The organism is Nonomuraea sp. LPB2021202275-12-8, from assembly GCF_037044575.1.
Classification (GTDB): domain Bacteria; phylum Actinomycetota; class Actinomycetes; order Streptosporangiales; family Streptosporangiaceae; genus Nonomuraea.
Genome location: NZ_JBAHWD010000019.1, coordinates 40,755 through 56,786 on the forward strand (window position 1 = coordinate 40,755; position 16,032 = coordinate 56,786).

General features: G+C 67.9%; 12 protein-coding genes. 3 read left to right on the forward strand and 9 right to left on the reverse strand.

The window, feature by feature from the left end; all coding sequences use genetic code 11:
- Positions 1-71: 71 nt before the first annotated feature.
- Positions 72-551: a MarR family winged helix-turn-helix transcriptional regulator gene (locus V5E28_RS29490; protein ID WP_336211626.1), complete on the forward strand. Its 480-nt coding sequence runs from the start codon at positions 72-74 to the stop codon at positions 549-551.
- Positions 552-594: 43 nt separating this feature from the next.
- Here the strand turns inward: V5E28_RS29490 and V5E28_RS29495 are convergent, their stop codons facing one another.
- Together V5E28_RS29495 and V5E28_RS29500 are read right to left on the reverse strand one after the other, a co-directional pair.
- Positions 595-1,131 (reverse strand): hypothetical protein, encoded by a 537-nt coding sequence (locus V5E28_RS29495; protein WP_336211629.1) that lies wholly within the window; start codon positions 1,129-1,131, stop codon positions 595-597.
- Between the two features lie 97 nt (positions 1,132-1,228).
- On the reverse strand, positions 1,229-1,951 hold the full coding sequence (locus V5E28_RS29500) for a sulfite exporter TauE/SafE family protein (protein WP_336211632.1): 723 nt from the start codon (positions 1,949-1,951) through the stop codon (positions 1,229-1,231).
- Positions 1,952-2,126: 175 nt separating this feature from the next.
- Here V5E28_RS29500 and V5E28_RS29505 point away from each other — a divergent pair, with 175 nt between their 5' ends.
- Entirely contained in the window at positions 2,127-2,825 is a 699-nt protein-coding gene (locus tag V5E28_RS29505; protein WP_336211635.1) for a thioesterase II family protein, read from the forward strand.
- Between the two features lie 111 nt (positions 2,826-2,936).
- Here the strand turns inward: V5E28_RS29505 and V5E28_RS29510 are convergent, their stop codons facing one another.
- The 7 genes from V5E28_RS29510 to V5E28_RS29540 form a co-directional block, all read right to left on the reverse strand.
- Positions 2,937-8,249 carry a type I polyketide synthase gene (locus tag V5E28_RS29510; RefSeq protein WP_336211638.1) on the reverse strand — a complete coding sequence of 1,771 codons (5,313 nt, stop codon included), beginning with the start codon at positions 8,247-8,249 and terminating at the stop codon, positions 2,937-2,939.
- 111 nt (positions 8,250-8,360) lie between these two features.
- A complete protein-coding gene (locus V5E28_RS29515) occupies positions 8,361-10,091 on the reverse strand; it encodes an AMP-binding protein (RefSeq protein ID WP_336211641.1) in 1,731 nt (576 codons plus the stop codon).
- A gap of 50 nt (positions 10,092-10,141) precedes the next feature.
- Positions 10,142-11,308, reverse strand: a complete 1,167-nt coding sequence (locus V5E28_RS29520; protein WP_336211644.1) for a peptidogalycan biosysnthesis protein — start codon at positions 11,306-11,308, stop codon at positions 10,142-10,144.
- Positions 11,309-11,377: 69 nt separating this feature from the next.
- Positions 11,378-12,310: a sulfotransferase domain-containing protein gene (locus tag V5E28_RS29525; RefSeq protein ID WP_336211646.1), complete on the reverse strand. Its 933-nt coding sequence runs from the start codon at positions 12,308-12,310 to the stop codon at positions 11,378-11,380.
- A 363-nt stretch (positions 12,311-12,673) separates the two neighbouring features.
- Positions 12,674-13,846: a hypothetical protein gene (locus V5E28_RS29530; protein WP_336211650.1), complete on the reverse strand. Its 1,173-nt coding sequence runs from the start codon at positions 13,844-13,846 to the stop codon at positions 12,674-12,676.
- Positions 13,843-14,328 (reverse strand): SigE family RNA polymerase sigma factor, encoded by a 486-nt coding sequence (locus V5E28_RS29535; RefSeq protein ID WP_336211653.1) that lies wholly within the window; start codon positions 14,326-14,328, stop codon positions 13,843-13,845. The genes V5E28_RS29530 and V5E28_RS29535 overlap by 4 nt, the downstream gene beginning before the upstream one ends.
- A gap of 160 nt (positions 14,329-14,488) precedes the next feature.
- On the reverse strand, positions 14,489-15,316 hold the full coding sequence (locus V5E28_RS29540; RefSeq protein ID WP_336211656.1) for an alpha/beta fold hydrolase: 828 nt from the start codon (positions 15,314-15,316) through the stop codon (positions 14,489-14,491).
- Positions 15,317-15,391: 75 nt separating this feature from the next.
- Here V5E28_RS29540 and V5E28_RS29545 point away from each other — a divergent pair, with 75 nt between their 5' ends.
- The gene (locus V5E28_RS29545; protein WP_336211659.1) at positions 15,392-15,994 is read left to right on the forward strand and encodes a helix-turn-helix domain-containing protein; all 603 of its coding nucleotides are present in this window, start codon (positions 15,392-15,394) and stop codon (positions 15,992-15,994) included.
- Positions 15,995-16,032 lie beyond the last annotated feature (38 nt).

Consider the following 16,032-nt stretch of genomic DNA (forward strand, 5'->3'; position numbering starts at 1 on the left):
GTGGGGCGGCATGGTGCCTCCATCGACTAGGATGAGAATAGTAAGGGAGCCTTAGAAGGTGAGGTTATAAGGTGGCCGAAGAACCTGCAAGGGCGGCGCCGTTCCTGCCGCAGCTCATCAGCCAATCGTTCAACCTGATCCTCGACGAGCTCCTCCAGCGCCTCGCCGAGGCCGGACACAAGGATCTGCGGCCCACCCACTGCCTGAACGTGTTCCGGTTCATGGACTGCGACGGCACCCGGCCCACCGCGCTGGCCCGCCGAGCCGGGATGACCCCCCAGGCGATGAGCGAACTCGTGAGCTACCTGGAACAACGCGACTACGTGCGACGGATCCCCGACCCGGCCGACGGCCGGGGCCGTGTCGTCGTCTACGCCGAGCGTGGGCTGGACGCCGCCGAGATCAGCGCCACCTACTTCGCCGACATGGAGGCCCGCTGGGGCGCCATCGTCGGAACCGACCGCCTCCAGGACGTCACGTCCGCTCTCACGCAGATCCTCGACGCCTCCCCGTCTCACGGCGCCGGCACGCCGAGAGCCTCGGCATCATGACCCGGTCAGCACTGGCAGGCCCGTCGCAGGGGCGGCGAATTCGTCAGGTCGTGGCGGGCTTGATGTCGATCACGATCATCTTGTCGAGCCGGTAGCCGTCGAGGTCGGGGGCGTTCAGGCCTTCACCGGGTCTGATCTGGTGGAACCGGAAAGTCGCATTGGTCTCATTCGCATTGATGATGCAGCGCACTGGACTGGGCGGGTCGAGGGCGTAGACCAGTTGGCCGAACTCCAGGGCGAACGCGACGCCATGCGTGAGAAGAATCCGCTGATCATCATCGCTGATCACGGGTGTGCCATCGACCAGGGCGATGTCGACCGGGACGTCGTCCTCCAGGTGGAAGGAGCTGTCGGAGCACTCCCAGCCGGTGAGGTCCGGCAAGAACGAGGGGGCGCCTTCGGCGCCTCCCGTCGAGGAGGTCCAGGTGAGCACCTTCCCGCGGCGGACGATACCTTCTGCGGCACGTTCTCGAAGGCCCGATGCGAGGCCGCCCGGTGGTTCGAGGGCTGCCAGCCCGTTCATCACCCCGAGCATGTCGGCTGCGGCGTCATTCATCGTCAGGGAGAACATGCGCTCCATGATCGCAGTGGAGCCGGATCGAGGCCTTCGATTTCTCCTCTCCAGGCTGCCGAGGCTCTTTCCCGAACACCGGTCGCACGGATCACGCCCGCCGACGTCAGCCGTTGAGCGCGCTGAAGAGGGTCACTGCCGCGCTGACGAGAAGAGCCACCAACACCACCTTGCGGAAGCGCTCCGGATCGATACGGCTGAAGACCGCATTGCCGATGAAATACCCCAACTGCACGACCGGCAGGCCCACCAGCCCGATCCAGATCGACTGGGTGTTCACCTCGCCGGCCACGGCGAACCCGATCAGGCTGAACACGCTGGTGCCGGCGAACACCGCCGCGAGGGTGGCGCGGAACTTGGGGGGGTCATAGCCCATGCCCTGGAAGGCAGCGACCATCGGCGGCCCATTGGTGCCGGTGGAGGTGGAGAGTGCGCCGGAGAGGAGGCCGACTCCCACCAGAATGGGAACATTCCCGTGCACTTTCACGCGCCGCCACACCATCACCGTGCAGCCCAGCACCCCGACCCCGATCAGCACCGTGAGCACTTGCTCAGACGTCACTCCGTACACCCAGAGGCCGAGTGGCATGCCGAGCACGATGCCGACCATGGCAATCATGGCCACCTTCCACTCGGCGTGGTGACGCTGACGCACGGCGATCGTGATGGTCATGGCCAGTGCGGACAGCGTGGTGGCGACCACTGCCGTATGAGGGTCGACCGTGAGGGCCAGCAGCGGAGTGGCGACGAGGGCGTACCCGAATCCGGTCACCGCGTGCACCGTTGAAGCGATCAGGATGATCACGGCGGCGGCAAGCAGCGTGGACACCTGCCACACTTTGCCATGGATCTACATAAATGATCCAGTATTCTCGGAAAAATGGCCGCTGGCCGTGGGCGTTGCGGTATGTGGAGATCGCCCTGAATCGGCGTTAGGGTTCGGCAAATGGTTGGTGAGTCGTGTCCCCGCACTTCGTCAATTAGTCTCAATAGGAGCGAATGACGTGGGTGGTCAGGAGCCTGCAAGTTACGTCGTCAGCCCGGCACTCGATGGCGACCAGGCCGTCATCTTCGTTCCCGGTCTGGGAGGCCGGACGAAGTTCGTGGACCGGTGGAACGAGCCGGGGCGGGACCCTGTCATCCGCCGGGCCAACTGGAGCGAGCCGATGAGTGTGCCCTCCATTGACGAGCGCGGCGCGGCGCTTGCGTCCCTCATCGCGCGCTCTGGTGCCACGGATGTCGTGCTCGTGGGCCACAGCATGGGTGGTCTGGTCTGCCTGGAGGCGGCCAAGCACCTGGAGCGACAGCTTCGCGGTGCCGTCATCATGTGTCAGTACCCGCCGCACCGCACGCCCCTCTCGCCTCTGGCGGAGCTGCCGGACCGGGCGTTGGCCGAGGAGCTCGAGGCGCCGCAGCACATCATGGACACGGCGGCTCTCCCCGAGTACGCACGTCTCTGGCGGTCCGAATACCAACTGCTCAATCGCTATCTGGAGTCGGATCCGCGCCCGATGCTCAATGCGCCGATGATCGCGGTCGGCGCCACGGATGATGCGAGCTCCTGGAACACCGAATGCCTCGATGACTGGAGCCATTACACGACGGAATGGCTGTCGGTCCATATGATCGACGGCGGCCACCAGATCGTCGAGCAGTTGCCCCCCGAGACCCTTCGCGAATGGGTCAGGAAGGTTCGCGGCTGAATGCTGAGGTTTCGTCACCAAGGTGACGGTCGCGTTCTGTGATGCTCAACGCACTTGGTTGTTGCGTCCGCGGTAGGGCGGTGAGACGTCGAGTCGAGGTGGCGACTCACGTCACTCGGTCAGCCGTCGCAGCTCGGCGACCAACTCGGCCACCGTCGGGTGGTCGAAGATCACAGCGATGCCGACGTCCACCCCGAAACCCCTGCGGATCTCCTCGACCAGACCCACAGCGGTGAAGGAGTCGCCGCCCAGATCGAAGAAGTTCTCGTCGGGGCGGACTGACTCCACACCGAATTCGGCGCACCACATCTCCGTCAGCCGAGCCTCGAGCGACGCCTCGTCCGATGGCGCTCCACCCGCGATTCGCCCGGGTGAACCGGGCCGCGCACGTGCCATGGCCGACGCGTCCGGCTGCTCGTCGTCGCCGGTGTCGCCTGGCAGGTCCTCGGAGTTCTTCAGGACTGCGTCCTCGCCCGACACGGTGATCGCCACTTGTCCGTGGCTGGGCCGGCCCAGGATGCGCAGCAACATGCTGACCCCGGTCGCGGGCGTGATCCCGTCGTCGAGCGACGGGTCCTGCCCGGCATCGGCGCCTCGCTCTTCACGATAGGTCTCGGGGGCGACCATGGATTCGTCGACGCGGCGCATGGTGAAGCCCCTGACCTCGACGGCGACGTCGCCGCCGGCCGTCAGCACGTCGATGTCGGCCACGATCGTGTCCGAACCGCTCGGGCGTCGCCGGATGTGGCTGTACGCGAAACCCGGTATCGACCGGTGCACCACGATCGACTGGTACGCGAAGGGTGCGTGCGGAGGCTCATGGTCAGGATCCCGCGCCAGTGACACCGCCGCGTCCAGGAGGGTGGGATGCAGCGCATGCTCGTCGAGCTCGTGGTCGAACGCTTCAGGGAAGGTGAGCACGGCGAGCTTCGTGCTGATGTCCTCCCTGGAGAGCCAGATCTCCTCGCCCGGCCACCGTGGACCGATGGTGAACAGCCGGTTGTCGGGGTCGTTCGCGGGTATCCGCCGCTCGGGCAGCGACGCGCGCAGCCCGTCCAGGTCCACCTTGTCCGCTCTGGTGTCCACCAGCCGGATCTCACCCGTCGTGTGGACGCGGTAGTCGTCGGATGAGCCGGGGGACGAGGAGAGCGGCGCGGTGCGAACGGTGAACCGCCAGAGGTCCTCATGCGATTCGAAGCCGACCTCGAGTGACACGGGCTCCGGGGTGGTGATCGGCTGCCGGAAGACCATGTGGCGCAGTTGCGCGGGGCGCCCGTTCGCGTGATCGATCGCCTCGCGGAAGGCGCGCAGGACGAAGTCGACCTGGGCCGTGCCCGGCAGCACCGGCACGCCGTCCAGACGGTGTTCGTCCAGGATCGGATAGTTCTCGGCCGACAGCGGGGTCGACCACCGACGCACATCCGTCCCCGATCCGGAGCGGCCGGCTTGCGGTTGCCGCCCCTGGCGGGCAGCCATGCCGACCTCGGCCCAGGACGGCCAGTTGATGGCTATCGAGGCGCAGCCTGCCAAGGGCTGCCGGCGCACCACCGCATCGAGGAAGGCGTTCGCCGCGGCGTAGTCGGCACTGCCCACCAAGCCCCTGAGCGCCGCGCGGCTGGAGAAGGCCACGAAGAAGTCGAGGTCCGGTCGGCCCTGCAGTACCTCGACCAGAGCCAACGTGCCGTGGACCTTGGGCGCGAGCGTCGCCGACACCTGCGCCGCCGTACGGAATTGGAGCATGCCCCCTCCCGCCACGCCGGCGAGGTGGAAGACCCCGTTGATGCCCCCGAAGGAGTCCGACGCCTGGTCGATCACACGCCGGAGCGCATCCACGTCGGTCACGTCGCATGCCTCGATGCGGCACTCGGCTCCCAGAGCCCGGATCTCGCGGAGCTCGGCCGGCTCGGCGTCGTGCCCGCCGGTCGCATGGCGGCCCAGCAGCAGCAACCGTGGTTGCAGGCCGGTGTCCGCCAGGCCACGCGCCACGGCCAGACCGAGGCCACCGAGCCCGCCGGTGATGACGTAGGCACCCCTGCGACGCAGATCGACAGGGCCCGCACCGTCAGGGACGAGCTCCCGCTCGCCGGGGACCCAACGCCGGTCCCCCCGCAGGGCGACGATCTCTGATCGCTCAAGGCCGCGCAGCTCTGCGAGCAGCCGATCGTCGGTCACGCCGCTCTGGACGTCGACGAGCTTGCACATGACGCGAGGGTTCTCGAGCATGTAGCTCCGCAGGAGTCCGAGCAGCATGGCCCTCACCGGGTGCACGGTCTCGCCGCCCGTCACGTCCGCGGACAGCTCGGTGACGACCAGGACGTTGCGGGCCAGCTTGTCGGGCGCCCGTCGCGCCGCTTCCTGCAGAAGCTCGACGATTCGGTGGAAACCGGCGTCGAGTTGATCGTCGATGCCGCTCAAGGCGGGTTCGGCCAGGCCTCCGAGCTGCGTCGCGTCGATGATGAGCTCCGGGTACCGCTGCGAGTCTCTCAGCTCGTCCAGTAGTCGAACGACGTCCGCCGAGCGCCGGGGGCGGATCACGAACTCCGAGCTCCGGTCCGCCGCTCCTGAATACGAGGAACCGTGCCGCACCCGTAACGCGTTCCACCCAGCCTCGTCGAGCAGGGCGACCAGGTCGTCGGCTCGTCGCGAATCGTCGGGCAGGAACACCAGTGGGCGTGCCCGGTCCCCGACGTCGGTGTCGTGGTGCCCGGCCGGTGCGGCTTCCACCCACGTGGGCAGACGGAACACCGCACGGCCCTCTGGCTCCCTCGCCTCGTGGGCGTCGGTGAGGGGGCTGCTCGGAGATGCCCGCTCGATCCAGTACCGCTCGCGTTGATACGGGTAGCCCGGCAGAGGTACGCGTTCACGAGGACCCGTCGCAGCCGGCGACGACCAGTTCACATCCAGGCCAAGGGTCCACAGCCTGGCCAGCGCATGAAGGAACGAGGTGCGTTCGGTGGCGCCCTTCGACGGCCCGCCCGGGAGCGTCGGCACCGTCAGGTGCTGCTTGGCGCGGACCTGAGGATGTGAGCGTGCCAGGGTGGTGAGCGTCCGCCCGGGGCCAACCTCCAGCAGCACCCGGTCACCGTCGGACAACACGGCCTCGAGCGCCTGCTCGAACAGGACGGGTCGGGTGAGCTGCTGGACCCAGAAGTCCACGCTGCTCACCTGTGCCGCCTCCGCCAGGCCGCCTGTGGATGCGGAGTAGATCTTCCAGCGAGGACTACGTGGCTCGATGCCGTCGAAGGCCAGGCGGAACCGCTCGGCAGCGCTCATCATGGCCGGGGTGTGGAAGGCGTGCCGCGATCTGAGCCGGGACGCGGCGAGCCGCGCCCCTGCGAGGACCTCGTCCTCGAAGCGACGCACGTCGTCTGCCGATCCGCCTACGACCGTCTGCCGGTCGCTGTTCACCACGGCGACGCCGAGGCTCCCGAAGAGCAGCGGCGACACGGTGTCCATGTCGGCCGTGACCGCCACCATCGCGCCTTGGGGTGACTCGCCCATCGCTCGGGCTCGGGCGCTCACCAGCCGTACTGCTTCCGGGAGGGTGAACACCTCGGCGAGCGTGGCGGCCGCGAACTCCCCGATGCCGTGGCCGAGCAGCACGTCGGGCTCGATGCCCAGCGCCAGCCACAGCCGCCCCAGCGCGTACTCGACGCTGAAGAGCAACGGCTGCGCGACGGTGGTGTCCTCCAGGCCTTCCGACGCCTCGTCCCAGATCTGTCGTTGTGGCAGGCTGTGGGCCTCGAAGAGATCGAAGCACTCGTCGAGTGCCGCGCTGAACGCCGGTTCGGTGCGATAGAGCTCCGCCGCCATGTGGGGGTGCTGCGCCCCTTCTCCCGGGAACAGGAACGCGGTGCTTCGGTCCGCCTGTTCCTCCGGGGTGACGATTCGCCTCGCGTGGTCAAGGACGGCAGTGGCCGCGTCGGACATGCTCTCGACCACCACAGCGCCTCGGACCGGGTGCGGCGTGCGTCCCTCTCGCAGCGTGAACGAGACACTGGAGAGCGGGTCCGCGCTCTCCTTGAACGCTCGGGCGAGCTGCTCCGGGTAGGCCTCGGCCGCGGACGGCGTCCGTCCCGACCACACGATCAGCTGCGTAGGTTCCGGTGCCGGGTCGACTGCGCGGGGCGGCGCCTCTTCGAGGATCGCGTGCGCGTTCGTGCCACCGATCCCGAAGGAGCTGACCCCCGCCAGGCGTCGGTGGCCGGCCGATCGAGGCCAGGGCCGCAGCGTGTCGTTGACGAAGAACGGTGAGTCCTCGAGCTCGAGGAACGGGTTCACCTTCTCGAGGTTGATGCTCGCGGGGATCTGCTCATGGCTCAGCGACAGCGCAGCCTTGATCAGCGAAGTGATCCCTGACGCGTGACCCAGGTGGCCCACATTTCCTTTGATCGACCCGATGGGACAGGGTTCCGACGTCGCCCGAGCACTGAACGCCTTCCTCAGCGCTGAGATCTCGATGGCGTCACCCAGCCGAGTCGCGGTGGCGTGTGTCTCCACGTACCCGATGTCCTCGGGACGCACGTCGGCGACCTCCATGGCTCTCAGCACGACCTCCGTCTGCCGATCGGCACTGGGCGCGGTGAAGCCGACCTTGTTCGCGCCGTCGTTGTTGACGGCCACAGCCCGGATCACTGCGGAGATCCGATCGCCGTCGGCCATGGCGTCGGCGAGCCGCTTGAGCACCACGACGCCGACGCCGCTGCCGAAGATCGTGCCGCTGGCCGCCGCGTCGAAGGGGCGGCAGTGGCCGTCCCGGCTCAGCGGGCCGTCCTGGGCCCACCAGTACCCGTGACCGACGGGGAACTCGACGTCGGCACCGCCGGCCAGAGCGACGTCGCACTCGTTGAGTCGAAGCGCGTTCACGGCGAGATGGACGGCCACGAGCGAGCTCGAACACGCGGTCTGCACGGTCATGCTGGGGCCGTGCAGGTTCAGCTTGTACGAGACCAGCGTCGACGCGCTGTCGGGGTTGTTCCACATGCCGGCCGCCATGCCGGTGGCGCTCCGGAGTGCCTCCAGGCTCCCGAGGCGGCCGATCCCGTAGCGGTTCGCGGCGACCGACGAGAAGACGCCTGCTCTACCGAGTCTCGAGGCGTCATAGCCGGCGTTCTCGACGGCGGCGTGCGAGGTCTCCAGGTACAGCCGTAGCTGCGGGTCGCACGCCTCGGCCTCACGCCGGGTCAGGCCGAAGAACCCGGCGTCGAACAGGTCGATGCCCTCAGGTTCTGCCACTGCCCGCACATAGGCCAGGTCGTCCAGCGCTTCACGCGACACGCCGCTCGACCGGAGCTCGTCCTCGGCAGGGAAGCGCACCGCCTCCTCCCCGGCCACGAGGTTTCTCCAGAGCTGCTGGGTGTCGACCGCTGCCGGGAAACGACCGGCCATTCCGATGATCGCGATCGGCTCAACGAGGTTGCCCATATCGTCCGCCCTCTGATTCGCTTGCTGCCGCGCCGTACAGGGAACGAGCCGTCAACGATCACTAGGGCCCGTTGAGGTGGAATTCGTCGTGGATGACCGCCGGTCGGCGATTCAGGTCAGGTCGTCCAGGTTCTCCCGCAGGTGATCGGCAAACGCATTCAGGGTGGGAAACCGGAAGACCAGCACGGGAGAGATCTCCGTTCCGAGACGGGCGGAGACCTCCGACACGAAACTCATGAGGGACATCGAGGTGAAGCCGGCTTCGAAGAAGCCGCCGTCAGGGTCGATCCGGCCTCCGCCGAGAGCGGACTGCGCACTCTCGTGAAGCACCTCCATCAGCGTCGCCGCCCGGTCCTCACCCTGCGCGGCGTTCCTCGCGGCCGCTACGACCGCCGGTTCGCGGTCCTCCGGCGACGAGTCACGCACCTCGATGCTCGAGGGCATGGCCGCCGGGTCCAGACAGTCGCGGAGCACCGCACGAAGCTCGTCGCTGTCGACCGCCGTCGTGGAGCTCCGTACGACGGTAAGGCGCACGGACCCGACACCCGTGCCGTCTTCGACGAACGTCGCCAACGAGTCGACGACGCCGGCGACCCGGGCGGCCGCGCCCTCGATCTCGTCCAGCTCCACACGCGTGCCGTTGACCTGGACCTGCCGGTCCGCCCGCCTGAGGAAGCAGATCGAGCCATCCGGTAGTCGGCGGACGATGTCGCCGGTGTCGTACCAGCGTCGGCCGTCATCGCCGGGAGCCAGCAGCGGGGTTCCGTCCGTGTAGCGGAGCGCGCAGGCAGCGCCTTCCACGTGCAGCCGACCTTCCGGACTCTCACCGTCGGACGCGTCGATGGGCACGATCCTGACTTCGGCATGGCCGAGTGCGCGTCCGATGGGAATCGGGTCCTCGCTCGTGAGCCCCTCGCCGGGCGGCACCTGGTGCATGCACAGGACCTGTGGGGTCTCCGACGCGCCGTAGCAGTTGGCGATGATGGCACGCGGGGCGAACCGTGCCGTCGACTGCAGCGCCGCGGCCGTGAGTCGGGCCCCCACCGAGCAGACCAGCCGCAGGCTGTCGACGGGAAGCCTCGACGAGCCCGCCATGAGCTGGAGGAGGACCGGCGAGCCCTGGAGCACGGTGATGGAATGCTCCGAGAGCCAGGCCGCCATCAGCCGGGGGTCCGAGGCCGTGCGACGGTCGGGAATGACCAACGTCGCACCGGTGAGCCAGGGCGCGATCAGCTCCCGCAGGCTCGGGTCGTGGCCGGGCCTGCTGAGAAAGGCGACCCGATCGGATTCGTCCATGGGCAGTTCCTTGAGGAACGCCAAACTGGCGGCCTCGAAGGCCATTCGTCCGACGACGATTCCCTTGGGCCCTCCCGTCGTGCCGGACGTGAAGAGGATATGACTGACTCCTCCCATGTCCTCGCCATGGAGCTCCCGGACACCGTCGTTCCCGGCGGTGTCCAGCAGCTCCAGACCAGCCGGGGCGGACGATGGTCCGAACGTCGCCGCGGCACCGGTGGCCGTCAACGCTCCGCGCACCCGCTCAGGACCCCAGTCCCCCAGGATCGCCGGGACGGCGCCGGCCCTCCAGACCCCCACGATCCGCGCGACGAACTCCGGGCTCCGGTCTGCCGGCACGCCCACCACGCGGCGCTTCAGGTGGTGATCCTGCACGACGCTGCTGACGTCCTCGCTGAGTGCGGCAACGTCGCCGAAGGTGATGTCACGATCCTCGTGGACCAGGGCAACCCTGCTCAGGTCACGAGGCACCCGCCCGAGAAGTCCCGGCGCGGCAGTGCTTGTAGTTTCACGGACGGGACCGGTCGGCTCGTCCCCTCGGCTCACGCGTGCCTCCCTCGCGGGCATGACGTCCAGCCCGTCGGATCGATGTTGCGTCACAACAGCTCGTCCCACACCGAGTGGAAGTACCTGGGGTGAGCGCTGCGTAGCTTGCGCCAGTGCTCCTTGCGGTTCTCCGCCGGCACGGTGTCGGTCGGGCGGGTCGGGCGACCTCCGTCCGCCGCCCACGCCAGGTGCAGCAGCGGGAGCACGGCCGAACCGCGCCGGGCCTTGCCCAGCTCCGCCCCGGCGCCGGTGACGACTCGCGACAGCCCGGCCGAGTAGGCGTACTTGATGGGTTCGTAGATCGCCGCGTTGAAGTACACGAACGGGTCCGGCGCCTCGTCGTCGAGGCGCCCGAAGTCCGTCACGTACAGCCGGTCATGCCAGCGGCACATGACTCCGGCGCCGACGACACGACCCTGCACACGGCAGAGCACGGCCATCGACGAGGCATCTCCCAATGCGGAGGAGTACGCCGAGAGGCGTCGGGTGACCGTGTCCACGCTGTAGGCCACCCCGTGCCTGGCCCTCACCTTCACGATCATCGGCGCGATGGTCGTGATGGCCTCATGGAGGGGGACGGTCTCGGTCGCACATTCCTCGGCGAAGAGCCCTACCTCCCTGCGGGCGCTGGTGCGTGTGTTGCGTGGCAGTGTCGCGAGGTAATCCTCGAAGTCCTCACCGGGGAGCTCCAGCTCAGTCTGTGCAACGCTCGCCAGTCGGTGATGATCTCCGTTGCCGACGACCGGAGCGAGGTCTGTCCATGCGGAGGCGTCGAGGAACAAGAAGAAGGTGTACGGGAGCCCGCGGTCGACTGCGACGGCGCAGGCGGCGTCCCGAAGCGCATGCAGGACCGCTGTCCTGGTCGAACTCGGCAGGGTGCGGTCCACGATGAGCCGCGTGCTGAATCCCGCACAGGAACCGGCCAGCAGTCCCAGTCGGCCATCGAGCGAACCCGCGGTGTGCAGAAGGTCCCGGAAGTGGAGCTCCGGCCAGTAGAGGTAGTCACCGCGACTGGGGAGTGAGTCGTAGAGGGGAAGGGCGCCGAGGATTCGAGGCTGGCCGGGGTGTCGGGCGATCAGGTACGTGACGGGTCCGTCGCCGGATCGCTCGAGAGCCCGCAGCCACGCACGGCTCTGGAACAGGTCCCGCGGGTCGGCGACGTCATTCCACACACTCTCGGCGACGTCGCCCAACGAGGGGACGCGCTCGACCGTCACGAGCCCAGGTACTTCTGGCGGCATATGCGGAATTTCCTGATGCGTCATCGAAGCACGGTAGTCATGCGGTCAGATCGCTCCGCGATGGAGCCATTCGAGCAAATCCGGCTCCGCGAACTCGGCTATCCGACGGTCATAGTGCGCTCGATCCTCAGCGGTGAGGAATTGCTGCCATTGGCCTGACTTACCACTGCGGAAAAAGCGTTTGCGGTCGCGGATGTAGCCCAGCTGCTCATCCGGTGCGAGTTCGGTCGCACGATTTCGCATCTGCTGGAACGTGGCGGCCTCGACCAGCTCCGGCCACTTGCTCTCGTCGATCTCGATGTCGAGCCGTTCGGCGAGCCGTCGCATCTGGCCGGCGAGGTCGTCGGAGAGCTCGGCGTAGTGGAGCAGGATGACGTTCGGCTCGGCGCGGCGAATCCATGCGCGGCTCTGCGTCCAGATCAGCGCACGCAGCGAGTCGAGGTTGACGTACGGCGAGTCGTCGTTGTCCACCCAACGTAACGAGTACGTCCGTTCGTCGAGGAGGTCCCTCTCGTCATGACCGTCGACCGCGGCTTCGGCCGCCCCGTTGCCGGGATTGGCGGCCTGGTGGATCAATCGACGAATCACGTCACGTTTGAGGTTCTTGCCGTGGCTGCGCAGGGAGATGGCGACATCGCGCGGGTCCCGCCCCACCGTGATGTAGGTGACCTGCGGATCAGCCGGGACGCCGTCGAGCGGGATATGGGTCTTGATGAAACGGCGGTGCTGCTGCGCGGCCAGGTGGTCCCAGACCTCCTGCTTCGGACGCACGAGCATGTCGATCCACGGTGAGAGGCTCGACAGCGGCGCGGGCAGCCGGGGCGTCTGGAAGACCAGGAGCGCACAGATCATCTGGGTCCAGGTGGTGCCGCACTTCGCCGGAGAATTGATGACAATGTCGCCAGGCCGGAATTCGAAACCGTCCCACCGGGAGCTGTCCTCCATCGGTGTGAGGTAACGGGCTAGATGCGTCGTCATTGACGTGAGTTTAATCACTGTATGTGAATTAAGGAAGGTATGTAATTGTCTGCGTGCATTCCGTGATAGGAATCACGAGTTGGCTACATTGCCGGTCTGGCTTGGCGGGAACTCTTAACGGAACGAAGCCCTGGACATGCGCCACCCCTTATAACTCCACACGAAAGTCCAGGTCAGAGGGCCGGGTCAGCGTTACGACGGTCCGGCCTTTAGATTGTCCGACCGCCGTCCCGGCGCACCCTTCTTAAGGGCTCATATGAAATAGATCCGCGTCTGGCATTTGGTGATCTAGTTGTGTGGTGGCCGCCGAGGCGTGGATGCGCAGCGCTCGGGCGTTCGCCGGGCCGCCGGGGCCCCGGCCGCTCACCCGCTGCGCAGGGAGTAGGCGGTCACACCCTCGGGCAGGTCGGCGACGCGTGACAGCGCGCCGGTGTTGATGTTCCAGCCGAGCAGCCTGTCCCCGCTCTCGATGATCACCGTGCCCTGGCCGATCCAGCCGCGCACGGGGCAGCCGCCCTTCCCGCACCTCATGTCAGGAGCATCGCCCCAGGGCAGGAGCAGCGTCCTGACCAGCCGTCCCGTGGCGGCGTCGGCCACGACGACCACGTCGGCTTCCTCCGCCTGGTCGTAGTCGGCGAGCGCGGACCTGGCGACGAGGCCGTCGCGCTGCCATCCGTGGTTGCCCAGGATGCCCACGGGCATGCTGCCCTCGTTGGTGATGCCCTCGACGTCCAGCTTCACCTCCGACCCGCCCTCCTGGATGGCCGTCCGGCCGCCTTCGGCGGGCGAGACGATCCTGAGGTCGCTGTAGCCTGCGACACCCGTGAAGCCCTTGTACGGCTGCCGCCGCACCTTCCCCGTGGCCAGGTCCAGCAGGTAGTTCGCCTCCTCCTGCTCGACGAGGAGTCGCTCGCCGCGCCAGAGCACCACCTCGTTGAACCCCGGCACCGGGTAGCGCCTGGCCTGGCCGATCACGAGGTCGACGACCACCACCTCGTCCTTCTGCGGGAAGGCGGCCATCGTCCCGTCGGGGGCGAGCGAGTTGGGCTTCAGCGGCGTCCCGCGGTTGCCGGCCGAGTCCACGGAATCACCCAGCTTCACATCGAGAGGGATGCGGCCGCCGGATTTCATCAGGTAGATCCGGCCGTCACCGAACTCGGCCAGCGCCAGGACGGGTCCGGAAACCGCGGTCACGACGGGGATGTCGGCCCACCTCTCCGGCAGCGCGGTCGCCAGCGTGGGCAGCTCCGCCTCACCGCTGGGCGGCGGCGCTGTGTCCATGCCGGGGGGCGGCGGGACCGTGGAGGTGGGTGTGACGCTGGGATACACGGTGACGCCGCGCTCGACCGGCTCCGGGGACACGGCGATCCCCACCACGACGAGCGCGGTGACCGTCGCGGCCGCCGCGGCCACCGTCCTGCGTCGGCGGGTACGGCTCCGCGTGCCCTGCCGCCACAGCTCGCCCGCGCGGGACGACCCCTCGGGCAGAGTCTCGGCGAGATCATTGAAGAGCTCCCGCAGCCTCTGGTCCGTCATATCAACACCTCTTCCAGCTCGGGAGCGACCTCGCGTAACCGCTTCAGCGCCGCGTGCGTCTGGCTCTTCACCGTCCCGGACGAGACCCGGAGGATCGTGGCGACCTCCCCGACGGGCAGGTCCTCGTAGAAGCGCAGCACCAGCACCGCCCGCTGCTTCACCGGCAGCCTGGACAGCGCGCGGGCGACCACCACCTTCAGGTCCGACGCTCCCGAGGTGTCGTGATCCGCCTGGTCGGGCGGCTCCCCGTAGGCGAATTCCCGTCGCCTCCGCCACCTGGACGCCACGTCCCTGTACAGGGTGGTACGCACGTAATTGACCGGGTCCGTATGCACCTTCGACCAGCGGCGCGCCAGTTTGATCAGGGCATCCTGGAGCACGTCCTCGGCCAGATGCCTGTCACCGCTGATGAGGATGGCGGCACGCAGCAGCCGCGCGTGCCAGGCGGCGACGAAGGCCTCGAACGCCTCGGAATCCGTCATGTAGACAAGACGCCCGAGAGGGGGTGAACGGTTGGGGTCTTCCCGAAATCCGCCGTTTTCGCGGACTCAGGCGTCGCCAGAGGAGCCAGGCGCCGAGCCGTACCGCCGCCCATCGACGGACACCGTCGCCGGGCAGGCCTGCCTCGTCCGCGTCAGGTCCTCAGTCCAGGAATGCCGCGGTGGTCGCCACGAACCGGTCGGCGTCGTCGAGCCAGGGGTAGTGGCCCGCCCCCGGCTGCACCACGAGCGTGGCGTCGGGGAACAGCTTCGCGAACTCGGCCGCCGACTGAGGAGGGCTGTTCAGGTCGCACTCTCCGGCGAGAAGCAGGACGGGAGCCGCGCAGGCCGCGAGGGACGCGCGGGTGGTCTCCGGGTGGAAGGCGCCCTCGGCCCCGAAGAGAGCGACGGCTTCCATGTTGGTCGGCTGGCCGGCCGCATGGTGCCCTTGCGCCGCGGCGTCCCATCTGCCGTAGAGGAAGGGGGAGATGGCCTCCCAGTCGCTGCCGGTGCCCTCGGCGATCGCCGTCAAGGCGGCGAAGGCCTCGGGGAACCACGGCTCGTCCCTCCGAAGTTGCGCGAGCTCGCGTCGCGTCTCCCCGGTGATCGCTATACCGACGGCTCGCGTGCTGGGCCCGACCAGGGCGAGCTTGCTGACCTTCTCCGGGTACCGGGCGGCGTACAGCGTCGCGAGGTTCGTGCCGCCGGAGTGGGCGAGCAGGTCCATGCGGGGGAGCCCGAGGTGTTCGCGCAGTGCCTCGACGTCGTCGACCAGGCGGTCGCAGCGGTAGGAAGCGGTGTCTTCGGGAGTCGCGGACCGGCCGGTGCCGCGCAGATCCAAGAGGATCAGCCGGCGGCGGCTGGACAGGCCGCCGAGGTCGCCGAGGTACACGGAATCTGCGGGGCCTCCCGGGAGGCAGACGACCGGGTCGCCGTCTCCGATCATGCGGTAGCCGAGCTGCGTGCCGTCTGGTGCGGAGAAGGTGGGCATGACCAGGATCCTGCCAGTTATAACCGGGTTATACAACCCGGTTATAACGGTGGGACTCCGGTATATAACCGAGCTATGGAAGGCGAAGAGAACACGCGTCGGAACTCCGCGACGCTGACCGAGGATCAGGCCAGGCGGATGCTCGCCGGCATGAACGACGTCATCCGCGCAGGCGATGAGATGCGGAAGCTTCGAGCGGAAATGATCAAGCTCTTCGCCGACTACGGCTGGACCCAGGAAAAGATCGCCCAGCTCACCGACATGAGTCAGCCCGCCGTGTCCAAGCAGGTGACGAAGTACAAGGTGGGCGACCCGCTTCCGCCCATGGCGCTCTCCCTCGACCAGTACGACGCCCCGTGGCTCGAGGGGCGCCTGTGGGGCCTGGCCGAGGAGATCTCCGAGTGCTACGACACCGCCCGCTGCACCCGCTACCTCAACGCCATCGCCCGGGGAAAGAAGCGTTTCACGCCCCAGAACGTCGACGAACTGCGGCGCCTCGTCGAAGAGGACCTGAGGCTGCACCAGGCGGAGATGCCCGGCAGCTACCGGGACGCCTACAACCAGATCAGCCGTGGTCTCGACGTCCCCTCGAAGGTCACCACCACCACCGCATCAGCCTCTGTGCGTCGCGCCCTCGCCTACCAGATCCAGCGCGATCGGCTCAGGGGCGACGCCTAGGCGGCACGCCTTGCCGCCGATGACCTCGGTCACTGCCG